Genomic DNA, 22,242 nt, shown 5'->3' with positions numbered 1-22,242 from the left:
CCGTCACCCGGGTAGGACTGTGGTCGTCCTGACCAGGCGTTGCCGAGACATCGCAGGAGCCGCGAGTGGCCGCTTATCTCGACCGTGACGGAGCCGACGGGCTGAGGGTGCCGACGCAGGACGCGCCGCCGCCACCGCCCGAACTGGTGGCGCTGGCGCAGGCGTACGGGGTGGACACCCGGTACCCCGGGCCGGGGGGTGTGACCGTGGGGGCGCGCACGCTGGTCGCGGTGCTGGGGGCCCTGGGGGTGGCGGCGGGGACGCCGGAGCAGGCGCGCGAGGCGCTGGAGCGTCACCGGGACGCGCAGCAGGCCCGGTTGCTGCCGCCCTGCGTGGTGGTCCGTCAAGGGCGTCGGACGGCACTGGACGTGCCGGCCGACGCGCGGCTGCACGTGGAGCTGGAGGACGGCGGGGTGTGGGAGCTGCCGCGCGGCCACTCGCACTGGCTGCCGCCGGACCTGCCGCTCGGGCGGCACACGCTCAGGGCGGAGAGCGGCGAGGGCAAGGCCCAGGCGGCGCTGATCGTCGCACCGGAGAAGCTGCCCCCGCTGCCCGGCTACAGCTGGGGCTTCCTCGCCCAGCTGTACTCCGTCCTGTCCGACCGCTCCTGGGGCATGGGCGACCTCGGCGACCTCGCCGAGCTGGCCCGGTGGGCTGGCGCCGGCCTCGGCGCGGGCTTCGTCCAGATCAACCCGCTGCACCAGGCGCTGACCGCCGCCCCCGCCGCCCCCACCGACCCGTCCCCCTACCGCCCCTCCTCCCGCCGCTTCGCCGATCCGGTGCACCTGCGGGTCGAGGCCGTCCCCGAGTACGCCTATCTGACGGGTGACCAGCGCGCCGAGGCGGAGGAGCTGGGCCGCCGGGCCGCCCGGCTGCGCGACGAGGTGCTGGGGCACGACGGCCTGATCGACCGGGACGCCGTCTGGGCGCTCAAGCGCGAGGCGCTGGAACTGCTGCACGAGGTGCCGCGCGGCCCCGGCCGCCAGGCCGCGTACGAGGCCTACCAGCGCCGCGAGGGCGACTGGCTGCGCCGGAACGCACTGTGGAACGCGCTCGCCGAGGTGCACGGCGCCGACTGGCACGGCTGGCCGAAGGGGCTGCGTCACCCGGACGGCCCACAGGTGGGGCGCGCCTCCCGGGAGCTCGCCGACCGGGTCGAGTTCCACCGCTGGCTCGCCTGGCAGGTCGACCAGCAGCTCGCCGAGGCCCAGGGCGCGGCCCGGCAGGCCGGCATGCCGGTGGGCCTGATCCACGACCTGGCCGTCGGCGTCCACCCGGACGGCGCGGACGCCTGGGCGCTCCAGGACGTGCTGGCCGGCGGCATCTCCGTCGGCGCCCCGCCGGACGCCTTCAACGCCCACGGCCAGGACTGGGGCCTGCCGCCCTGGCGCCCGGACGCGCTGGCGGCGGCCGGCTACACCCCGTACGCGGAGCTGCTGCGCGCGGCGGCCCGGCACGCGGGCGCGGTCCGGATCGACCACGTGATGGGCCTGTTCCGGCTCTGGTGGGTGCCGGACGGCCACCCGCCGACCGAGGGCGCGTACGTGCGCTACGACGCCGAGGCGATGCTCGGCGTGCTGGCCCTGGAGGCGCACCGGGCCGGGACGGCGGTGATCGGCGAAGACCTGGGCACGGTGGAGCCGGGCGTCCGGGAGGAGCTGGCGGCGCGCGGGATCCTCGGCACCTCCGTGCTCTGGTTCGAGCGGGACTGGCAGGCGGCGGGGGAGATCCTCGCCCCGGACCGCTGGCGCCCGGGCTGCCTGGCCACCCTCACCACCCACGACCTGCCGAGCACCGCCGCCCGGCTCTCCGGCGAGCACGTCGAACTGCGGCACCGGCTCGGGCTGCTGGCCCGTCCGCTGGGCGAGGAGCAGGAGGAGGCGGTGGCCGAGCTGGCGGACTGGCGGGCCGAGCTGACCGCGCGGGGGCTGCTCGCGCCGGGCGAGCCGCTGTCGATGCCGGTGCTGTACCGCTTCCTGCGCGCGACCCCGGCGGAGCTGGTCGGCGTCTGGCTGCCGGACCTGGTCGGCGATCCGCGCCCGCAGAACCTGCCCGGCACCTGGGACCAGTACCCGAACTGGCGCCTGCCGGTCGCCGACGGCGCCGGCGACCCGGTCACCCTCGACCGCCTGGCCGCAACCCCGGCCGCCCGCCTGCTCGCCCACCTGCTGGCCCCGCCCGGCGCCCACCCCGCCGTCTGACCTCGCCGTCCGCCCCCGGCACCTGATCCCGCCGCCTGACCCCGGCACTGCGGACGGCTCCCTTCCGGAAGGCCGACCCCGACGCGCGGGGGGTCATAAGCGGCGGGTAAGTTGGAAACGTGGACAAGAGGAACGCTTTGCGAGCCGGCGCGGTCTCCGCAACGGTCACGCTGATGATGCTGCTGTCGTCGCCCGCCATGGCCCTCACCAGGGACGACGGCGACGACCCGGGTCCTGGCCTGAGCGTCGGCCAGACCATCGGCCTGTACGTGCTGATCCCGATCGCCGCCTTCGTGATCATCGCCGCCCTCGCGGGCCTGCCGTACGGCAAGGGCAAGGGCAAGAAGAAGTAACCACCGCGTCCACCAGGACCTGCACGACCCCGAAGGGGCACCGGAGATCTCCGGTGCCCCTTCAGGCGTTCCAGCACCTTGACGGCGCCCGACGGCGCCCCAACGGAGCCCCGTCGGCGCCCGACGGGACCCCGACCGGGGCCCCGACGGGCGCCTCAGCAGGTCAGCGGCCGGCGCCCGCCGCCCGGTCGACCGCCTGGGCCTTGAGCGCGCGCTCGATCCCGGCCCGGGCCTCGACGACCTGGCGCCGCAGCGCCGGTGCCGGCTCGGCCTCGGTCAGCCACGCGTCGGTCGCGTCCACGGTGGCCTGCGTGACCTGCAGCGCCGGGTACAGCCCGCCGATGATCTGCTGCGAGATCTCGTGGCTGCGGGTCTCCCAGACCTCCTTGACGGCGGCGAAGTACTTGGCCGCGTACGGCGCGAGCAGCTCGCGCTGGTCGGACTGCTGGAAGCCCGCGATGGTCGCTTCCTGGACGTAGTTGGTGAGGGTGTCCGACTCGACGACGGCGGTCCAGGCCTCGGCCTTGGCCTCGGCGGTGGGCCGGGCGGCGCGGCAGGTGGCGGCGTGCTCCTGGCCGGCCGCGGTGTTGTCGCGGGCCAGCTCGGCCGTCACGGCGGCCTCGTCGGCGCGCCCGGTGGCGCAGAGCCGGGTGAGCAGGGTCCAGCGCAGCTCGGTGTCGACGGCGAGGCCCTTGATCTCGGCGGTGCCGTCGAGCAGGCCGGCGAGCAGGCCGAGCTGCCCGTCGGTGCGGGCGACGGAGGCGAGGGTGCGGGCCCAGGAGAGCTGGTGGTCGCTGCCGGGCTCGGAGGAGCGCAGGTGCTCCTCGGCGGCGTCGGCCCACTGGGCGAGGCCCTGCTCGCGCCAGTCGGGGTCGGTGTAGGCGTCGAGGGCGAGCCGGACCTGGCGCTGCACGGACTGCACGACGCCGATGTCGCTCTCCCGCCCGATGCCGGAGAGGGCGAGCGCCAGGTAGTCGCGGGCGGCGAGTTCGCCGTCGCGGGTCATGTCCCAGGCGGAGGCCCAGCACAGGGCGCGCGGCAGCGACTCGGTGAAGCCGCCGAGGTGCTCGGTGACGACGGCCATCGAGTCCTCGTCGAGCCGGATCTTGGCGTAGGAGAGGTCGTCGTCGTTGAGCAGCACGACGGCCGGGCGGTGCCGGCCGACGAGCTCGGGCACCTCGGTGCGCGGGCCGTCGACGTCGAGCTCGATCCGGTCGGTGCGCACCAGCGCGCCGTCGGCGAGCTCGTACAGGCCGATGGCGATGCGGTGCGGGCGCAGCACGGCCTCGCCCTTGGCGCCGGCGGGCAGCGCGGGGGCCTCCTGGAGGACGGCGAAGGACTCGATCTCGCCGTCGGTGTTCAGCGTGATGGCGGGCCGCAGCACGTTGATGCCGGCGGTCTCCAGCCAGGCCTTGGACCAGGTCCGCAGGTCGCGGCCGCTGGCCTCCTCCAGGGCCCCGAGCAGGTCGGCGAGCCGGGTGTTGCCCCAGGCGTGGCGCTTGAAGTAGGTCTGCACGCCCTGGAAGAAGGCGTCCTGGCCGACGTACGCCACCAGCTGCTTGAGCACCGAGGCGCCCTTGGCGTAGGTGATGCCGTCGAAGTTGACCTGGACGTCCTCCAGGTCGTTGATGTCCGCCATGATCGGGTGGGTGGAGGGCAGTTGGTCCTGCCGGTAGGCCCAGGTCTTCATCTGGTTGGCGAACGTGGTCCAGGAGTTCGGCCACTTGGAGCCGGGGGCCTCGGCCTGGCAGACGGCCTCGGCGAAGGTGGCGAAGGACTCGTTGAGCCAGAGGTCGTTCCACCACTCCATGGTGACGAGGTCGCCGAACCACATGTGGGCGAGCTCGTGCAGGATCGTCGCCGCGCGGGCCTCGTAGGCGGCGTCGGTGACCTTGGAGCGGAACACGTACTGGTCGCGCAGGGTGACGGCGCCCGCGTTCTCCATCGCGCCGGCGTTGAACTCCGGGACGAACAGCTGGTCGTACTTGGCGAACGGGTAGGGGAAGTCGAACTTCTCCTGGAAGTAGTCGAAGCCCTGCTTGGTGACGGCGAAGATGTCCTCGGCGTCCAGGAACTCGCGCAGCGAGGGGCGGCAGTAGACGCCCAGCGGCACCTTCTGGTCGCCGTTCTCGTAGGTGTCGAAGACCCCGACGTAGGGGCCGGCGACGAGCGCGGTGATGTAGGTGGAGATCCGGCCGGTGGGCTCGAACGTCCAGACCTGCGCGGCGCCCTCGCCGACCGGGATCGGGGTGGGCGAGTTGGAGACGACGACCCAGCCGGTGGGGGCGGTCACGGTGAACGCGAACGCGGCCTTCAGGTCGGGCTGTTCGAAGGAGGCGAAGACGCGGCGGGCGTCCGGCACCTCGAACTGGGTGTACAGGTAGGTCTCGCCGTCGACCGGGTCGACGAACCGGTGCAGGCCCTCACCGGTGTTGGTGTAGGCGCAGTTGGCGACGACGCGCAGCTCGTTCTCGGCGGCCAGGTTCGGCAGCGGGATCCGGCTGTCGGCGAAGCTCTCCGGGTCGAGCGGCGCGCCGTTGAGGGTGATCTCCTCGACGCTCGGCGCGACGAGGTCGATGAACGTGTCCGCGCCGGGGGTCGTGGCCGTGAACCGGACCACGGTGGTGGACCGGAAGGTGCCTCCTTCGCGGGCCGAACTCAGGTCGAGCTCGATGTCGTACGCGTCCACGTGGAGGAGGTCGGCCCGGGTGCGGGCCTCCTCGCGGGTCAGGTTGGTGCCGGGCACTCGCTGCACTCCTTCGTCAGGCTGATGGGGCGAATCCTCCCATGACCCAACGGACGGGCTCCCGGAATAATCACAGGCGGGGCGGGTCCGGACAGATCGCCCGTTCCCGCCCCGCCAGGACGGGCCCCGAGGGCCCGCGTTCGAGGAGTGCTCAGCCCCCCGCCGTCACTTCTTCCACTTGGTCAGCGGCGCGTCGGAGCTGCCGCGGCGGAAGGCGTAGACCGCGCTGCCGTCGCTGGAGAGGACGTACTCGGACATGCTCATCCCGATGTCCAGGCCGTTGGGCATGGCCATGGTGCCGAGGTCGGTCATCGAGCCGTCGGCCGGCGAGAGCGTCACCAGCCGGGCGGGCTTGTTGTAGCCCTGGCTGACGATGGCGCGGACCTTGCCGTCCTTGTCGGTGCCGGACACCAGCCGGATGTCCTGGCTGGACGTGGCGCTGGCGGCGGACCAGATCCGCTTGCCGGTGGTCAGGTCGTACGCGTTGACGGCCGACTTGGCGCCGGTGATCTGGGCGTACAGGGTGGTGCCGCTGACCACGTTCTGGGTGTAGGCGTCGGACTGGCCGGACAGCCGCAGGCTGTCCGCGCCGGGCTCCTTGACCGACATCTGGTTGCCGGGCTTGTTGCTCTTGTCGAACGGCAGGATGTAGTCGCCGTTGGGGCCGCTGCTCATCAGCAGCACCAGCGGCTGGTCCTGGACGACCTTGTCGATCCGCTCGATGCTGCCGGTGAGGGTGATCGGCGTGCTGGCGGCCTTGCCGCTGTCGGCGTCCACGACGACCAGCTGCGACTTCGGGCCGGAGCCGCCGTAGCAGCGGTCGCTGACCGCGATCTGGCTGCCGGCCGCGCGGCCGTAGAGGCTGCAGTCCTTGTCGCGCGGCTGGAACTGCCAGGCCGCCGAGCCGTTGTCGATGTTCAGGCCGCCGACCACGTTGCCGCCGATGGCGACCACCTTGTCGGTGACGCTGAGCGTCGGCGAGGACATCCGGTCGGTGGAGACCTTGACGCTCCAGAGCAGCTTGCCCTGGCTGACGTCGACGGCGCCGATGGTGGAGCAGTCGCTGTCACCGGTGTTGAAGGAGACGGCGGCGATGTTCTTCGAGTTGGTCGAGTAGGAGGCGGTGCACACCTCCTTGCTGCCGGCCGGGACCGGGATGTTCCAGGCCTCCTTGCCGTCGGAGGTGTTGTACGCCCGGATGCCGGTGCTGTCGGCGCGCACCGCGACCTTGTCGCTGCCCCAGATGCCGAGCAGCTGCGAGCCGCTGTCCCCGGTGGCGGCCTTGGGGGCGTTCCAGGCGATGTTGTACCCGGCCCCGCCGGTGTTGCCGCCGGTGCTGCTGCCGGTGGTGCCGTCGGCGGTCGGGGCGTTGGTGACGGTGCCTCCGGAGGTGGTGGTGCCACCGGACGTGGTGGTGCCGCCGGAGGTGGCGTTCGGCGTGGGGTCGGGGTCGTTGCCCTTGAGGAGCACGACCAGCCCGGCGACGATGGCGATCGCCAGGACGCCGCCGATGATCCCGCCCCACAGCATCACGGGGTTGCGCTGCTTGGGCGCGGGGGGCACCGGCGCGCCCGGGTAGTACCCGGGCTGCTGCTGCGGGTATCCGTAGCCGGCGCCGTAGGCCTGCCCGCCGTCCGGCGCGCCGTAGGCACCACCGGGCATCGGGTCGTACGGGCCGACCGGCGCACCGGCCGGCGGCGGCGGAGCCTGGCTGGGGAAGGCGGCCGCGGTCGGCGCGTACGGCTGGTAGCCGGCACCGGCACCGGCACCGGCACCGGCACCGGCGGCGGGCGGCTGCGCGGGCGGAGCCGGCGGCTGGGCCGGCGGCGGTCCGGCGGGCGAGGCCGGGCGCGGGATCGCCGCGCCGTCGAGCTGTGTCATCTGGTCCGCCACGGCGGCCGGGTCCACGCCGCCGGGCGGGCGCCCGAACGAGACGCCCCGATTGTCCTGCGGGCTGCTGCCCGACGCTTCGCCTGCCCCCGGCGTAGGGTGATCCCCTGCCATCTGATTCCCCGTCATTCCTGGAAGCGTCCCCCTGCCGATACCGCCCCGCGGTCCGGGGGGACGCGTGAGATAGGGCACCATGCTAGTGGCGAGTGTTTTTCGGTCGAACCCAGGACTCCGCAGGCCCGTTTCCGTCCGTTCCCCCGCCGCTTCCGGGCCCGCCGCCACCGGCCCCCGTCGTACCGCCCAGGTCCGATCCGCGCCGATCCACGGCACAGGCCCTACCCTTCAGGAGTTGAAGGGGACGTCCGGCGGAGGGGTCCCCGCCCTGGGAGGGTGGATCATGTCGACGGACACACCGGGCTCGCAGTCGTCCTTGCACCGGGCGAACCTGGAGCGGGTGCTGCGCGCGGTGCGGACGGCCGGTTCGCTGACCCAGGCCGAGATCGCCCGCGGCACCGGCCTGTCCGCGGCCACCGTCTCCAACATCGTGCGGGAGTTGAAGGAGAGCGGCACCGTCGTGGTCGCCGACACCTCCTCCGGCGGCCGGCGGGCGCGCAGCGTCTCGCTCAGCGGGGACGCGGGCATCGTGGTGGGCATCGACTTCGGCCACACCCACCTGCGGGTCGCGGTCGGCAACCTCGCGCACCGGGTGCTCGCCGAGGAGAGCGCCCCGATCGACGTGGACGTCTCCGCCGCGCAGGGCTTCGACCGGGCCGAGGCGATGGTGGAACGGCTGCTCCGGCAGGCCGGGTTCCGTCCGGAGAAGGTGATCGGCGTGGGCCTCGGCGTGCCCGGCCCGATCGACGTGGAGACCGGCGCGCTGGGCTCCACCGCGATCCTGCCCGGCTGGACGGGCATCGCCCCGGGCCGGGAGCTGGCCGAGCGGCTCGGCATGCCGGTGCACGTGGACAACGACGCCAACCTGGGCGCGCTCGGCGAACTGGTCTGGGGGGCCGGGCGGGGGCTGAGCGACCTCGCGTACATCAAGGTCGCCAGCGGGGTCGGCGCCGGACTGGTGGTCAACGGCCAGATCTACCGCGGGCCGGGCGGCACCGCCGGTGAGATCGGGCACATCACCCTGGACGAGGCCGGGCCGGTCTGCCGCTGCGGCAACCGCGGCTGTCTGGAGACCTTCGTGGGCTCCCGCTACCTGCTCTCCCTGCTGACCCCGACCCTCGGGCCGGACCTCACCCTGCCCCGGGTGGTCGAGCTGGCCCATCAGGGTGACCTCGGCTGCCGCCGGGTGATCGCCGACGCCGGCCGGCAGATCGGCACCGGCGTCGCGACCCTGTGCAACCTGCTCAACCCGCGCCGGGTGATCCTCGGTGGCGACCTCGCCGAGGCCGGTGAGCTGGTGCTCTCCCCGATCCGCGACTCGGTGGCCCGTTACGCCATCCCGAGCGCCGCCCGCCAGCTCTCGGTGGTCCCCGGCACACTGGGCGGCCGGGCCGAGGTGCTCGGCGCGCTGGCGCTGGTGATGAGCGAGATGGGGGAGTCCGGGGCGCTGGGGCGCGGCTGAGCCGCCGCGGCCCGGATCGCGCCCGAACATTCATTCGTCAATCCAGGGTGACGCGCGACCCCCGGGCCGACCTCCGGGAATGGCGGTAACGGGTCGGTGGCACCGGCCGCGCCGCTCGGTGTCCGGCAAGCGGACATTAGACTCGACCGGTCGGCACCGGCCGCGACCGCCGGCCCGCCGCCAGACCGGGCAGCGACGCCCGTCGGACCGCCCGCGGTCCGCGAACACTGAACGAGGAGGAACGGGTGGCCCTGCTGACCCGCATTCGGGGACCGCGTGATCTCGACCGGCTCACGCCGGGACAGCTGGCCGCACTGGCCCAGGAGATCCGGACCTTCCTGGTGACCGAGGTCGCCAAGACGGGCGGCCACCTCGGCCCCAACCTCGGCGTGGTGGAGCTCACCATCGCGCTGCACCGGGTCTTCGACTCGCCGCGCGACCGCATCCTCTTCGACACCGGCCACCAGAGCTACGTCCACAAGCTGCTCACCGGCCGCCAGGACTTCTCGATGCTGCGGATGAAGGGCGGCCTGTCCGGCTACCCGTCCCGCGCCGAGTCCGAGCACGACGTGATCGAGAACTCGCACGCCTCCACCGTGCTCTCCTACGCCGACGGCCTGGCCAAGGCCAACAAGATCCTCGGCAAGCCGGATCCGGTCGTCGCGGTCATCGGCGACGGCGCGCTCACCGGCGGCATGGCCTGGGAGGCGCTCAACAACATCGCCGACGCCAAGGACCGCCCGCTGGTCATCGTCGTCAACGACAACGAGCGCTCCTACTCGCCGACCATCGGCGGCCTGGCCAACCACCTCGCCACCCTGCGCACCACCCAGGGCTACGAGCGCTTCCTCTCCTGGGGCAAGGACGCGCTGCAGCGCACCCCGGTGGTCGGCCAGCAGCTGTTCGAGACGCTGCACGGCGCCAAGAAGGGCCTCAAGGACTTCATCGCCCCGCAGGGCATGTTCGAGGACCTCGGCATCAAGTACATCGGCCCGATCGACGGCCACGACCTGACCGCCCTGGAGTCCGCGCTGACCAAGGCGCGCGGCTTCGGCGGCCCGGTGATCGTGCACTGCCTCACCGAGAAGGGCCGCGGCTACCACGCCGCGGAGAACAACGACGAGGACCGCTTCCACGCGGTCGGCAAGATCCACCCGGAGACCGGTCTGCCGATCCAGAACGCCGGCGGCCGGAGCTGGACCTCGGTCTTCGCCGAGGAGATGGTCGCGCTCGGCCACGAGCGGGACGACATCGTCGGCATCACCGCCGCCATGCTCCACCCGGTCGGCCTCGCGCCCTTCGCCGAGGCCTTCCCGGACCGCATCTTCGACGTCGGCATCGCCGAGCAGCACGCCGTCACCAGCGCCGCCGGCCTGGCCACCAACGGGCTGCACCCGGTCTTCGCGGTCTACGCGACCTTCCTGAACCGGGCCTTCGACCAGGTCCTGATGGACGTCGCCCTGCACAAGCTGGGCGTCACCTTCGTGCTCGACCGGGCCGGCGTCACCGGCGACGACGGCGCCTCGCACAACGGCATGTGGGACATGTCGATGCTGCAGATTGTCCCGACCCTGCGGCTGGCCGCCCCGCGCGACGCCGACCAGGTCCGCGCCCAGCTGCGCGAGGCCGTCGAGGTCAAGGACGCCCCGACCGTGGTCCGCTACTCCAAGGGCACCGTCGGCCCGGCCGTCCCGGCGGTCGGTCGGATCGGCGGCATGGACGTGCTGCGCGCCGCCGAGGAGCCGGGCGGCACGCACCGCGCGGACGTGCTGGTCGTCTCGGTCGGCGCGATGGCCGCCACCAGCCTGGAGGTCGCGGACCTGCTGGCCGCCCAGGGCATCACCGCCACCGTGGTGGACCCGCGCTGGGTCAAGCCGGTGGACGCCGCCCTGCCGGGCCTGGCGGCCGAGCACCGGGTGGTCGTCACGATCGAGGACAACGGCCGGGTGGGCGGTGTCGGCGCCGCGGTGGCGCAGGCGCTGCGCGACGCGGACGTGGATCTGCCGGTGCGCGACTTCGGGATTCCGCAGGAGTTCCTGGACCACGCGAGCCGGAACGAGATCCTGGCCGAGATCGGCCTGAACGCCCCGGACATCGCCCGAAAGGTGACGGCCCTGGTCGCCAGCCTGGACGCGGCTCGGGTCGAGGCCTGAGAACGGGCCCGGAACGCGTTCCACCGACGACTGTTCGTCGTAACCCTGTAACAGTTCGTCACGAAACAAGCTGACAATCGCACCGAAAGGCGGGACCGGCGCCGCCCGCGCCGATCCCGCCCGGTAGGTTGTCATCCGTGCCCACCCCCACCCGCTTCCGCCTCGCCGGACTGGCCGAGCGCCTGCCCGAGCGCGTCCGTACCCATGTGCAGACCGGGTACTGGACGAGGCTGGTGCCGGTGCTCGCGCTGGTCGCACTGCTCACCCACATCCCGTCCTTCGCCCGGCCCGTCTGGAGCCCCGACGAGGGGTTCCTGGCCACCCAGGCCCGGATGCTGGCCGACGGCGGAGTGCTGTACGACACCGTGGTGGACCGCAAGCCGCCGTTGCTCCCCTGGCTCTACCAGGCCTGCTTCACGATCTTCGGCTCCGCCTCGCTGTGGCCGCTGCGCACCCTGGCGGTGGGCGCCCACCTGGTCACCGCGATCCTGCTGGCGTCCATCGCCCGCGGCCGCTGGGGCAACCGGGCCGGGGCCGGCGCGGGACTGCTCTACCTGCTGGTCTCCATCGGGCTCTCCCCGGAGGACACCCAGGCGGCGACCTTCGAGGTCTTCATGCTGCCCGCCATGGTGGCCGCGTTCCGGTACGCCGAGCGCCGCCGCTGGCTGGCCGCGGGCATCGCGGTGGCGCTCTGCTCGCTGACCAAGCAGACCGGCGGCGCGGTGCTGCTGCCGGTGTTCTGGATGCTGTTCCAGGACGCCCGCCGGCGCGGGGTGCGCTGGCCGCCCGCCCTGTTCAAGATCGGCTTCGGCTTCATCCTGCCGATAGCGCTGGTCGCGGTCATCCTGACCAAGCCCAAGGGCTTCCTGTTCTGGGTGGTCACCGGCAGCGGGGACTACGCCTCCTTCGGCGGCGCGTGGCTCCAGATGATCGGCCGCGCGCTCGGCAACTCGGCCATCCTGGTCGCGGCCGGGCTGGGCTTCCTGCTCCCGGTCGGGCGCCGGCTCTGGCTCAAGCACCGCCACCGGCCGCTGCCCGTCGCCGGGGAGGAGCACGGTTCCACCGGGGACCTGTGGGTCTGGCTGGCCTCCTCGGTCGTCGCGGTCAGCGTGGGCTTCCACTTCTTCGGCCACTACTACCTGCAGCTGATCCCCCCGCTGGTGCTGCTGGGCACCGGGGCGGTGGCCACCTCGGCGGTCCGCTGGAAGCCCGTCCTGGTGTACACCACGGTCGCCTCGACGGTCTTCTGGGCGCTGGCCCTGGCCTGGCCGGGGGAGCGGCTCAACCGCACCACCGAGGTCGCCACCGCGGTCGCCGCCCAGACCACCCCCAAGGACACCGTCCTGGTCTGGGGCATGCACCCCGAGCTGTACTGGCTGGCCGACCGCAAGCCCGCCACCCGCTACCTGACCGCCGGCTTCCTGACCAACTACAGCGGCGGCAAGGACGGCAACGCCAACGTGGGCGAGCAGTTCAGCGTCAGCAACGCCTGGCAGACCTTCGACAAGGAGCTCGCCGACAACCTGCCCGAGGTCGTGGTGGACGACTCCGGCATCGCCCCGTACCAGCCGGTGCTGGTCCCGCGGATCGAGAACCTGCTGGACACCCACTACGAGATGGTCGGCGTCTTCGCCGACACCGTGGTCTACCGCCTCAAGAAGAGCTGACCACCCCCCCCCGCACACGCCGGAGCCCCGGTGACCGTCCAGGTCACCGGGGCTCCGGCATGCGGTGGCGCTGCGCGTTACGCGGGCACCGAGGCCACGCCGGGGGCGAGGAAGCGCTTGCCGTTCACCCGCTCCGAGACGCCCTCGCGGTCCAGGTACGGGGTGATCCCGCCCAGGTGGAAGGGCCAGCCGGCGCCGGTGATCATGCAGAGGTCGATGTCCTGCGCCTCGGCGACGACACCCTCCTCCAGCATCAGGCCGATCTCCTGGGCCACGGCCTCCAGGGAGCGGTTCAGGACCTGCTCCTCGGTCAGCACGGTGTCGCCGAAGGACAGCAGCTCCAGCACCTCGGGGTCGAGGACCTGCTTGCCGTCCACCCAGGTGTAGAAGCCGCGCTTGCCGGCCTTGACCACCTTGCCGAGGTTCTCGGAGACGGCGAACCGCTCCGGGAACGCGCCGTGCAGGGTCTCCGAGACGTGCAGCGCGATGGCCGGGCCGACCAGCTCCAGCAGCACGATCGGGGACATCGGCAGGCCGAGCGGCTCGACGCCCTTCTCGACGGTGGCGATCGGGGTGCCCTCGTCGATGATGGTCTGGATCTCGCCCATGAAGCGGGTCAGGATCCGGTTCACCACGAACGCCGGGGCGTCCTTGACCAGCACCGAGGTCTTCTTCAGCTTCTTCGAGACGCCGAAGGCGGTGGCCAGCGAGGCGTCGTCGGTCTGCTCGCCGCGGACGATCTCCAGCAGCGGCAGGATCGCGACCGGGTTGAAGAAGTGGAAGCCGACGACCCGCTCGGGGTGCTTCAGCTTCGAGGCCATCTCGGTGACCGACAGCGAGGAGGTGTTGGTCGCCAGCACGCAGGTCGGCGAGACCACGTTCTCCAGGTCCGCGAAGACGGTCTGCTTGACGCCCATCTCCTCGAACACGGCCTCGATCACGAAGTCCGCGTCGCCGAAGGCGGCGGCCTTGTCGAGCGAGCCGCTGACCAGGCCCTTGAGACGGTTGGCCTTGTCCTGGCCGATCCGACCCTTGCCGAGCAGCTTGTCGATCTCGGCGTGGACGTAGCCGACGCCCTTGTCGACGCGCTCCTGGTCGATGTCGGTGAGGACCACCGGCACCTCCAGACGGCGGGCGAACAGCAGCGCCAGCTGCGAGGCCATCAGACCGGCGCCGACGACGCCGACCTTGTTGACCTGGCGGGCCAGCGACTTGTCCGGCGCGCCGACCGGGCGCTTGGCCCGGCGCTGCACCAGGTTGAAGGCGTAGATGCCGCTGCGCAGCTCGCCGCTCATGATGAGGTCGGCCAGGGCGGCGTCCTCGGCGTCGAAGCCGGCCTGGAGGTCGGAGTCCTTGACCTGCTGGATGATGTCCAGCGCCTTGTAGGCGGCCGGCGCGGCGCCGTGCACCTTGGCGTCGGCGACCAGACGGCCCCAGGCGACGGCGTCGTCCCAGGCCTTGCCGCGGTCGATCTCCTCGCGCTCGACGACGACGTCGCCCTTGAGGACCTTGGCGGCCCACAGCAGCGACTGCTCCAGGAAGTCGGCCGGCTCGAAGATCGCGTCGGCGATCCCCAGCTCGAACACGTCCTTGCCCTTGAGCTGCTTGTTCTGGTTCATCGAGTTCTCGATGATGACCTTGATCGCCTTCGAGGGGCCGATCAGGTTCGGCAGCAGGGTGCAGCCGCCCCAGCCGGGGACGAGGCCCAGGAAGACCTCCGGCAGCGAGAACGCCGGGACGCCCGCGCTGACCGTGCGGTAGGTGGCGTGCAGGCCGACCTCGACGCCGCCGCCCATCGCCGCGCCGTTGTAGAAGGCGAAGGAGGGGACGGGCAGCGCGGCGATCCGCTTGAAGACCTCGTGGCCGCCCTTGCCGATGGCCAGCGCGTCCGCGTGCTCCTTGAGCAGCTCGACGCCCTTGAGGTCGGCGCCGACCGCGAAGATGAACGGCTTGCCGGTGACCGCGACGGCGACGACCTTGTCCTCGGCGGCCTCGGCCTCGACCTGGTCCAGCGCGGCGGACAGCTTCAGCAGCGAGCCCGGGCCGAAGGTGGTCGGCTTGGTGTGGTCGAAGCCGTTGTCCAGGGTGATCAGGGCCAGCTTGCCGGCCTGCAGCGGCAGGTCCAGGTGGCGCACGTGCGCGGTCGTGACGACCTCGCCCGGGAACAGCTCGGCGCCGTGCTGCAGCAGCTCAGTGGTGCTCGTCATGTTCACTTACCACCCTCGAGCTCGGACGACTTTTCCGCTCCGCTCCAGTGCGGGTTCTCCCAGATGACGGTCCCGCCCATGCCGAACCCGATGCACATCGTGGTGAGGCCGTAGCGGACGTCCGGGCGCTGCTCGAAGCGGCGGGCCAGCTGGTTCATCAGGCGCACGCCGGAGGAGGCCAGCGGGTGGCCGAAGGCGATCGCACCGCCGTACGGGTTGACGCGCTCGTCGTCGTCCGCGATGCCGTAGTGGTCCAGGAAGGACAGCACCTGGACGGCGAAGGCCTCGTTGACCTCGAAGGCCTGGATGTCGTCGATGGTCAGACCGGCCTTGGCCAGCGCCTTCTCGGTGGCCGGCACCGGGCCGATGCCCATGACCTCGGGCTCCACGCCCGCGAAGGCGTAGGAGACCAGGCGCATCTTGACCGGGAGGCCGAGCTCCTCGGCGACGTCCTCGGCGGCCAGCAGCGAGGCGGTGGCGCCGTCGTTGAGGCCGGCCGAGTTGCCCGCGGTGATGTTGCCGTGCGGGCGGAAGGGGGTCTTCAGGCCGGCCAGGCTCTCCATCGTGGTGCCCGGGCGCATCGGCTCGTCCACGGTGGCCAGGCCCCAGCCGGTCTCGCCGACCTCGGGGTTGGTGTTGCGGATCGAGATCGGCACCAGGTCGGGCTGGATGTCGCCGTTGGCGTACGCCTTGGCGGCCTTCTCCTGCGAGCGCACGGCGTAGGCGTCGCAGCGCTCCTTGGTCAGGTGCGGGAACCGGTCGTGCAGGTTCTCCGCGGTCATGCCCATGAACAGGGCGGACTCGTCGACCAGCTTCTCTGAGACGAAGCGCGGGTTCGGGTCGACGCCCTCGCCCATCGGGTGGCGGCCCATGTGCTCGACGCCGCCGGCCACGACCACGTCGTACGCGCCGAAGGCGATGCCGCCGGCGGTGGCGGTCACGGCCGTGAGCGCACCGGCGCACATGCGGTCGATCGAGTAGCCGGGGACGGACTTGGGCAGGCCGGACAGCAGGGCGGCGGTGCGCCCGATGGTCAGACCCTGGTCGCCGATCTGCGTGGTGGCCGCGATGGCGACCTCGTCGATGCGCTCGACGGGCAGGTTCGGGTTACGGCGCACGAGCTCCCGGATGCACTTGACGACCAGGTCGTCGGCGCGCGTCTCGTGGTAGATGCCCTTCGGGCCGGCCTTGCCGAACGGGGTGCGGACGCCATCGACGAAGACGACGTCCCTCGCGGTACGAGGCACGGGGGCTCTCCTCCCAGGGACCAACATTTGAGGTGGGCAGGCTGCCGCCGGTGAAGACCCGAGCGGCGCCGCTCCACCGCCATGCTACCGGTCGGTAACCAACCTGCCCAGGCCTCACGGAGGGTTCACCCCGTGTGTCCCGCGACACGTCCGACCGGCGGGGTTCGAAAGACGGACCCCGGATACGCCGAAGGGGGCGCCGTCACAAGGACGGCGCCCCCTTCGGAGGCGCTCCGGGTCAGTCCTGGGCGGCCGCGGCCTCGGCGAACGCGGCGGCCATCACCGGCGCCACCAGGTCGACCTGCCACTGCCGGGCGCCGAGCCGGCGCAGTGCGGCGGCCACGCCCGCGGCGGCCGGATCGGCCGGCGGCTCCCAGGAGACCCGGCGCACCAGGTCCGGGGTGATCAGGTTCTCGGCCGGCAGGTTGTGCCGCTCGGCGAGGTCCGCGACCGCGGCGCGCGCCCCGGACAGCCGGGCGGCGGCCACCGGGTCCTTCTCGGCCCAGGCCCGCGGCGGCGGCGGCCCGTCGTGCGGCGCGGAGGCCGGCGGCAGCTGGTTCTCCGGGACTTCCCGGCCCCGCTGGACGGCCGCCAGCCACTGCTCCAGCTGGCGCCGGTGGACCCGCGGCCCGAAGCCCTGGACGCCCTGCAGCGCGGCGATGTTCAGCGGCATGGCCAGCGCGGCGTTGACGATCGCGGCGTCCGAGAGCACCCGGCCCGGCGAGACGTCGCGCTCCTGCGCCAGCCGGTCCCGGGCCAGCCACAGCTCGCGCACCACGGCCAGCTGGCGGCGCCGGCGGACCTTGTGCAGCTGCGAGGTGCGGCGCCACGGGTCGGTGCGCGGTGCCGGGCGCGGTGCGGCGGCGATCGCCGCGAACTCCTCCAGTGCCCAGCCGAGCTTGCCCTGGGCGTCCAGCTCCTGTTCGAGTGCGTCGCGCAGCTCGACCAGCACCTCGACGTCCAGAGCGGCGTAGCGCAGCCACGGCTCGGGCAGCGGGCGGGTGGACCAGTCGACCGCGGAGTGCTCCTTGGCCAGGCTCAGCCCGAGCACGCTCTCGGTCATCGGCCCGAGGCCGACCCGGGCGAAGCCGGCGATCCGCCCGGCCAGCTCGGTGTCGAACAGCTGCCGGGGTCTCATGCCGACCTCGGCCAGGCAGGGCAGGTCCTGGGTGGCCGCGTGCACCACCCATTCGGTGTCGGCGAGGGCCTCGCCCAGGCCGCTGAGGTCGGGGCAGGCGATCGGGTCGATCAGCGCACTGCCGGCGCCCGCGCGGCGCAGCTGGATGAGGTACGCGCGCTGCCCGTAGCGGTAGCCGGAGGCCCGCTCGGCGTCGACGGCGACCGGTCCGGTGCCCCCGGCGAAGGCGGCGACGGTGGCGGCCAGCGCCTGCTCGTCCGCCACGACGGGCGGGATCCCCTCCTTCGGTTCGAGGAGCGGGACCGGGGCTGCTTCTTCTGGGATGGCTGCTACGGCGTCGGTCACCCACCAAGGGTACGACGGTCCTCGCGGCCGGGAGTGTTGTCGGACTGGTCAGACCGGGTCCGTGACTATGCCACGGGGCCCGGGCGGTGGCCGAGGGGCACGGCTACGGCGGCCGAGGAGGAAACGTTCCTCCTCGGCCGCCGTAGCGGGGCCGTCCGAGGACTCAGTGGATGATGCCGGTGCGCAGCGCGACCGCGACCATCCCGGCGCGGTCGCCGGTGCCCAGCTTGCGGGCGATCCGGGCGAGGTGGCTCTTGACGGTGAGTGCCGACAGGCCCATCGCCACCCCGATCGCCTTGTTCGACTGTCCTTCGGCGACCAGCCGCAGCACCTCGACCTCACGGCCCGACAGCTCGCGGTAGGCGGACTGCTGCGTGCCCGGCGCACCGGGCGCACCGGGGGCTCCGTGGGTTCCGTGGGCGCCCGGCGCACCCACGGCGCCCGGCATGCCCGGCATGCCGGGGCGGCGCATCCGCCCGGCCAGCCCGGCGGCGCCGAGCGGCAGGCCCGGGCGGCCGGGCATCGCCACGTTGGTGCGGGTGCCCGTGACGACGTATCCCTTGACGCCGCCGGCCAGCGCGCTGCGCACGGCGCCGATGTCGTCGGCGGCGGACAGGGCCAGGCCGTTGGGCCAGCCCGCGGCGCGTGTCTCGGCCAGGATGGTCAGGCCGGAGCCGTCCGGAAGGTGTACGTCGGCGACGCAGATGTCGCGCGGGGTGGAGACCCGGGGGCGGGCCTCGGCGATCGAGGACACTTCGATCACGTCCCGGACGCCGAGCGCCCACAGATGGCGGGTGACGGTGTTTCGGACACGGGGATCGGCGATGACCACCATGGCGGTGGGCTTGGTCGGCCGGTAGGCGACCACGTTTGCGGGGTGCTCAAGAAGGACCGACACCAGGCCTCCTGCGGGGAGTGGCGGACGGAACCCCGAGGGGGCGGTCGGAGTGTTCCGCGTTCGGAAAGGGTCACAGTCTGCTTCGGCAGCTACCGTGCCCGGCTTTAGCGAAAGATCACGATCTAGTGAGTAACAATACGGACAAATCGCGCATATGAGTGATGCGACCCGTCCTGAATTCGCACAAAATCGATCAGATCTGGTGCTGATCGGTCGGTTTCAACCGGTTAATTGACCCAGAGCGGGATCGAAGTCACACTCCGTCAGCCCTGGGGGTGGCATCGGGGCCGCCGGGGCCGCCCGGCCCGGGGCGCCACTCCTCAGTGCGAACGAGGACGCCGCCGCGCGGGCATCGGGACCACCCCACCGAGTGACGGCACATCGGCCGGCGCCTGCGGGGCCGGCGCGGCCGGCGGCAGGCCGGCGCTGATGCACAGCAGGTCCCCCCAGGCCGCCAGGTGCCGCTCGAACCGGCCGTCGGCCGGCGTCCAGGAGGCCCGGATCTCGATCTCGGTCGAGGACGGGCGGTCCGCCAGCCCGCCGAAGTACTGCGAGGCGCAGTGGCTCACCGTGCCGGACGGCTCCGCGTACCCGGCCCCGTGCGCCTGCAGCGAGTCCAGCAGCCAGGCCCAGCCGACCTCCGAGAGCATCGGGTCGCCGGCCATCTCCGGCTCCAGCTCCGCCCGGGTCATCGTCACCACCCGGAACTCCCCGTTCCAGGCCTCCTGCCCGGCCGGGTCGTACAGCAGCACCAGCCGGCCGTCCGCCAGCTCCTCGCCGTCCACCTCCACCGAGGCGGTCACCGCGAACGCGTACGGGGCCAGCCGGCGCGGGGCCGGCGCGGGGGAGAGCTGGATCTCGGGCCGCAGCCGGGCGCCGTCGAGGGCCTCCACGGCGGCCCGGAACTCGCTCGGAGCCCCCTCCCGACCTGTTCCGCCACCTGCTCCGCCACCCTGCGCGGGGTGCCCGCCGACCGCTGCCATGACCCGAAGACTAGGTCGAAAACCGCGGTTAAGGCCGCAACTTCCGTCCGAGCGGCGTGCCGGAACGGCAAACCCGGCCAGATCTTGGAGGAACCGACGAGACCGGCCGGGAAGAGCGCCCCGAGGCGCATGCGAAGATTTGGACCGTGAGCGAGACTACGGCAGACACCACGGCGGCCACCCCCGACGGCCGGCCCACCCCCGCGCGCCGCGGCGCCGCGCACGACTCCGCGTTCCTGCGCGCCTGCCGGCACGAGCCCGTGCCGCACACCCCGGTGTGGTTCATGCGCCAGGCCGGCCGCTCGCTGCCGGAGTACCTGAAGGTCCGCGAGGGCATCCCCATGCTGGAGTCCTGCATGCGGCCCGAGCTGGTCAAGGAGATCACCCTCCAGCCGGTCCGCCGGCACAAGGTGGACGCGGCGATCTTCTTCAGCGACATCGTGGTGCCGCTCAAGGCCGTCGGCATCGACGTCGAGATCAAGCCCAACGTCGGCCCGGTCATCGCCGACCCGATCCGCACCGCCGAGGACCTCAAGCGGCTGCGCCCGCTGGAGCCCGACGACGTCCCCTACATCACCGAGGCCGTCGGCCTGCTGGTGGACGAACTCGGCGAGACCCCGCTGATCGGCTTCGCCGGCGCCCCCTACACGCTGGCCAGCTACCTGGTCGAGGGCGGCCCGTCCAAGAACCACGAGCACACCAAGGCCATGATGTACGGGCAGCCCGAGCTGTGGGCCGCCCTGGTCGACCGGCTCGCCGACATCACCTCCACCTTCCTGAAGGTGCAGATCGAGGCCGGCGCCTCGGCCGTCCAGCTCTTCGACTCCTGGGTCGGCTCGCTCGCCCCCGACGACTACCGCCGCTCGGTCATGCCGTCCAGCACCAAGGTCTTCGACGCCGTCGCCTCCTACGGCGTGCCGCGGATCCACTTCGGCGTCGGCACCGGCGAGCTCCTCGGCCTGATGGGCCAGGCCGGCGCGGACATCGTCGGCGTCGACTGGCGGGTGCCGCTGAACGTCGCGGCCGAGCGGGTCGGCCCCGGCAAGGGCCTCCAGGGCAACCTAGACCCGGCCGTGCTGTTCGCCCCCACCAAGGTCGTCGAGACCAAGGCCCGCGAGGTGCTGCACGCCGCCCAGGCCCTCGGCACCAGCGGCCACATCTTCAACCTCGGCCACGGCGTCCTGCCGTCCATGGACCCGGACGCCCTCTCCCGTCTCGTCGCCTTCGTCCACGAGGCCAGCGCCCGCTGACCCCGGCGGCGGGCTCCCTCCCGGCCGGGAGGGGGCCCGCCGTGTTCAGTCCTCGCTCAGTCCTCGTTCAGTCCTCCGCGGGTCCTTCCTGCGGGACGGACTCCGGGGGCGGCGCGGCCGCCGGGCGGCGCCGGCGCCACAGCCGGTACAGCAGCGCCCCCGGGGCGCCCAGCACCAGCAGGAACGGCGCCACCGCCGCGAGCCCCACCGCCAGGGCGCGCACGATCGCCACCAGTACGTGCCAGCCGCCGCCCAGCGCGGAGCCGACCGACGCTCCGAAGCCCTCGCCGCCACCCTTCGGCGGTACCGGGGTGGGCGTCGGCGAGACGGCCGTACGGCGCACGTCCAGCGTGACGGTCGAGAGCGAGGTCTTGCCGGCCAGTTCCTTCTGCTGCTTCTGCAGCGACTCCAGATCGGCCTCCCGGCGGCTCAACTCGGCCTCCAGCGTGGTCACCTCGCTCAGCGACTTCGCCTGCCCCATCAGCGCCCGCACCCGCTCCACGCTCGCCTGCTGGGTCTGCACCCGGCTCGCCACGTCCGCGACCTGCTGGGTCAGATCGTCCGCCTGGCTCCTGCGGGACACCACCTGGCCCAGCGCGGCCAGCTGGTCCAGCGTCTGCTGGTACGCGGCGGAGGGGATCCTCAGCGTCAGCTGGCCGCCCGCCTCGCCCCCCGCCGTGCTCCCCGGCCCGCCCTCCACCGCGCCGGAGACCGACTCGGCGGCGACGTAGCCGCCCGCGGCCGCCGTCAACTCCCGGGCCTTCGCCAGCACCTGGGCGACGTCCCCGGTCCGCAGCGTCAACTGCGCGGTGTACGCGATCAGCCGGTTGTCCGCGACCGGCTGGGCACTCGCCCCCGCCGCCGGCGCCGTCCCGGCGGCGCTCGGCGCGGCCGCCGGTGCCGCCGGTGCCGTCGGGGCGACGGCGTCCGCCTTCGCCGCCTCCCCCGCCCGGCCCGCACCGCCTGCGCTGCACGCCCCGACCAGCAGCACGCCCGCGGTCGCTACCGCCAGCGCCCCCGCCCCTGCCCGTCTCCCCATTCCGAAGCCCTCCCCAAGTCCGTTGTGAGATCTCCCCATTGGACGAAGGAACGCCCCGGGCGGACCCCGCCGGAAGGTCGCGACTCGATCACAGCTCGGCAGCGGACCGGACAACCTCGATGCCCGCCCGCCGCAGCAACGCCGCCGTCACCCCGTCCCCGGGGCGCAGCTCCCCGGTGAACGTCCCGTCGTACACCCGCCCGCAGCCGCAGGACGGGCTGCGCGCCATCAGCACCGCCCGCCGCGCCCCCGCGGCCTCGGCCGCCGCCAGCGCCGCCCGGGCCCCGGCCACGAACTCCGCCGTACAGTCCGCGCCCGTCGCGTCCACCACCCGGGCCCGCCCGTCCAGCACGTCCGCCCCGTCCCCGCCCACGATCTCCGCCGCGGGCCGCGGGGTCGGCAGCCCGCCCGCCCCCTCCGGGCACACCACCACCGCCCGCCCCGCCTCGACCAGCCCCACCACGTCCGGCGAGGTCTTCGCCCGCCCGTCGTACCGACACGGCACCCCGGCCAGACACGCACTCACCACGATCGGTTCCATGGACCGAA

15 protein-coding genes are annotated in these 22,242 nt (G+C 73.0%); 6 read left to right on the top strand and 9 right to left on the bottom strand.

Annotation, left to right across the window (positions count from 1 at the left end; translation table 11 throughout):
- The first annotated feature begins 65 nt into the window (after positions 1–65).
- Both malQ and ACFVX9_RS11245 read left to right on the top strand, forming a co-directional pair.
- Complete coding sequence (gene malQ / locus ACFVX9_RS11250) at positions 66–2,201, top strand: 4-alpha-glucanotransferase (RefSeq protein ID WP_387981393.1); 2,136 nt, start codon at positions 66–68, stop codon at positions 2,199–2,201.
- 119 nt (positions 2,202–2,320) lie between these two features.
- Positions 2,321–2,554 (top strand): hypothetical protein, encoded by a 234-nt coding sequence (locus tag ACFVX9_RS11245; RefSeq protein ID WP_079135908.1) that lies wholly within the window; start codon positions 2,321–2,323, stop codon positions 2,552–2,554.
- A gap of 163 nt (positions 2,555–2,717) precedes the next feature.
- Here the strand turns inward: ACFVX9_RS11245 and pepN are convergent, their stop codons facing one another.
- Positions 2,718–5,300: an aminopeptidase N gene (pepN, locus tag ACFVX9_RS11240; protein WP_387981392.1), complete on the bottom strand. Its 2,583-nt coding sequence runs from the start codon at positions 5,298–5,300 to the stop codon at positions 2,718–2,720.
- Positions 5,301–5,465: 165 nt separating this feature from the next.
- Positions 5,466–7,181 (bottom strand): PQQ-binding-like beta-propeller repeat protein, encoded by a 1,716-nt coding sequence (locus tag ACFVX9_RS11235; RefSeq protein ID WP_387981390.1) that lies wholly within the window; start codon positions 7,179–7,181, stop codon positions 5,466–5,468.
- Positions 7,182–7,587: 406 nt separating this feature from the next.
- Between ACFVX9_RS11235 and ACFVX9_RS11230 the strand changes: the two genes are divergently transcribed.
- The 3 genes from ACFVX9_RS11230 to ACFVX9_RS11220 all read left to right on the top strand — a co-directional run bounded on the left by ACFVX9_RS11230 (position 7,588) and on the right by ACFVX9_RS11220 (position 12,586).
- On the top strand, positions 7,588–8,766 hold the full coding sequence (locus ACFVX9_RS11230) for an ROK family transcriptional regulator (RefSeq protein ID WP_063349467.1): 1,179 nt from the start codon (positions 7,588–7,590) through the stop codon (positions 8,764–8,766).
- Between the two features lie 245 nt (positions 8,767–9,011).
- Positions 9,012–10,919: a 1-deoxy-D-xylulose-5-phosphate synthase gene (gene dxs / locus ACFVX9_RS11225; RefSeq protein WP_363368836.1), complete on the top strand. Its 1,908-nt coding sequence runs from the start codon at positions 9,012–9,014 to the stop codon at positions 10,917–10,919.
- Between the two features lie 137 nt (positions 10,920–11,056).
- Positions 11,057–12,586 carry an ArnT family glycosyltransferase gene (locus ACFVX9_RS11220; protein ID WP_387981388.1) on the top strand — a complete coding sequence of 510 codons (1,530 nt, stop codon included), beginning with the start codon at positions 11,057–11,059 and terminating at the stop codon, positions 12,584–12,586.
- 77 nt (positions 12,587–12,663) lie between these two features.
- Here ACFVX9_RS11220 and ACFVX9_RS11215 read toward each other — a convergent pair whose 3' ends face one another.
- From ACFVX9_RS11215 to ACFVX9_RS11195, 5 genes are all read right to left on the bottom strand, one after another.
- The gene (locus ACFVX9_RS11215) at positions 12,664–14,793 is read right to left on the bottom strand and encodes a 3-hydroxyacyl-CoA dehydrogenase NAD-binding domain-containing protein (RefSeq protein WP_387981387.1); all 2,130 of its coding nucleotides are present in this window, start codon (positions 14,791–14,793) and stop codon (positions 12,664–12,666) included.
- Between the two features lie 2 nt (positions 14,794–14,795).
- Positions 14,796–16,040: an acetyl-CoA C-acyltransferase gene (locus ACFVX9_RS11210; protein ID WP_063349470.1), complete on the bottom strand. Its 1,245-nt coding sequence runs from the start codon at positions 16,038–16,040 to the stop codon at positions 14,796–14,798.
- Between the two features lie 238 nt (positions 16,041–16,278).
- Positions 16,279–17,523, bottom strand: coding sequence for an HRDC domain-containing protein (locus ACFVX9_RS11205; RefSeq protein WP_380376768.1), 1,245 nt, complete (start codon positions 17,521–17,523; stop codon positions 16,279–16,281).
- Between the two features lie 163 nt (positions 17,524–17,686).
- Entirely contained in the window at positions 17,687–18,421 is a 735-nt protein-coding gene (locus ACFVX9_RS11200; protein WP_063349472.1) for a response regulator transcription factor, read from the bottom strand.
- A 320-nt stretch (positions 18,422–18,741) separates the two neighbouring features.
- Positions 18,742–19,404: a DUF3000 domain-containing protein gene (locus ACFVX9_RS11195; protein ID WP_363368843.1), complete on the bottom strand. Its 663-nt coding sequence runs from the start codon at positions 19,402–19,404 to the stop codon at positions 18,742–18,744.
- A 146-nt stretch (positions 19,405–19,550) separates the two neighbouring features.
- On the opposite strand from ACFVX9_RS11195, the gene hemE reads away from it, so the two are divergent.
- Complete coding sequence (gene hemE / locus ACFVX9_RS11190) at positions 19,551–20,654, top strand: uroporphyrinogen decarboxylase (protein WP_063349474.1); 1,104 nt, start codon at positions 19,551–19,553, stop codon at positions 20,652–20,654.
- Positions 20,655–20,721: 67 nt separating this feature from the next.
- On the opposite strand, the gene ACFVX9_RS11185 is transcribed toward hemE, so the two are convergent.
- Positions 20,722–21,693 (bottom strand): DUF4349 domain-containing protein, encoded by a 972-nt coding sequence (locus tag ACFVX9_RS11185; protein WP_380376772.1) that lies wholly within the window; start codon positions 21,691–21,693, stop codon positions 20,722–20,724.
- A gap of 88 nt (positions 21,694–21,781) precedes the next feature.
- Complete coding sequence (locus tag ACFVX9_RS11180; protein WP_363627966.1) at positions 21,782–22,234, bottom strand: DUF523 domain-containing protein; 453 nt, start codon at positions 22,232–22,234, stop codon at positions 21,782–21,784.
- Positions 22,235–22,242: the final 8 nt, after the last annotated feature.

Source organism: Kitasatospora sp. NPDC058243 (assembly GCF_042882025.1).
Classification (GTDB): Bacteria; Actinomycetota; Actinomycetes; order Streptomycetales; family Streptomycetaceae; genus Kitasatospora.
This window is presented reverse-complemented; position numbering and strand designations above follow the sequence as displayed.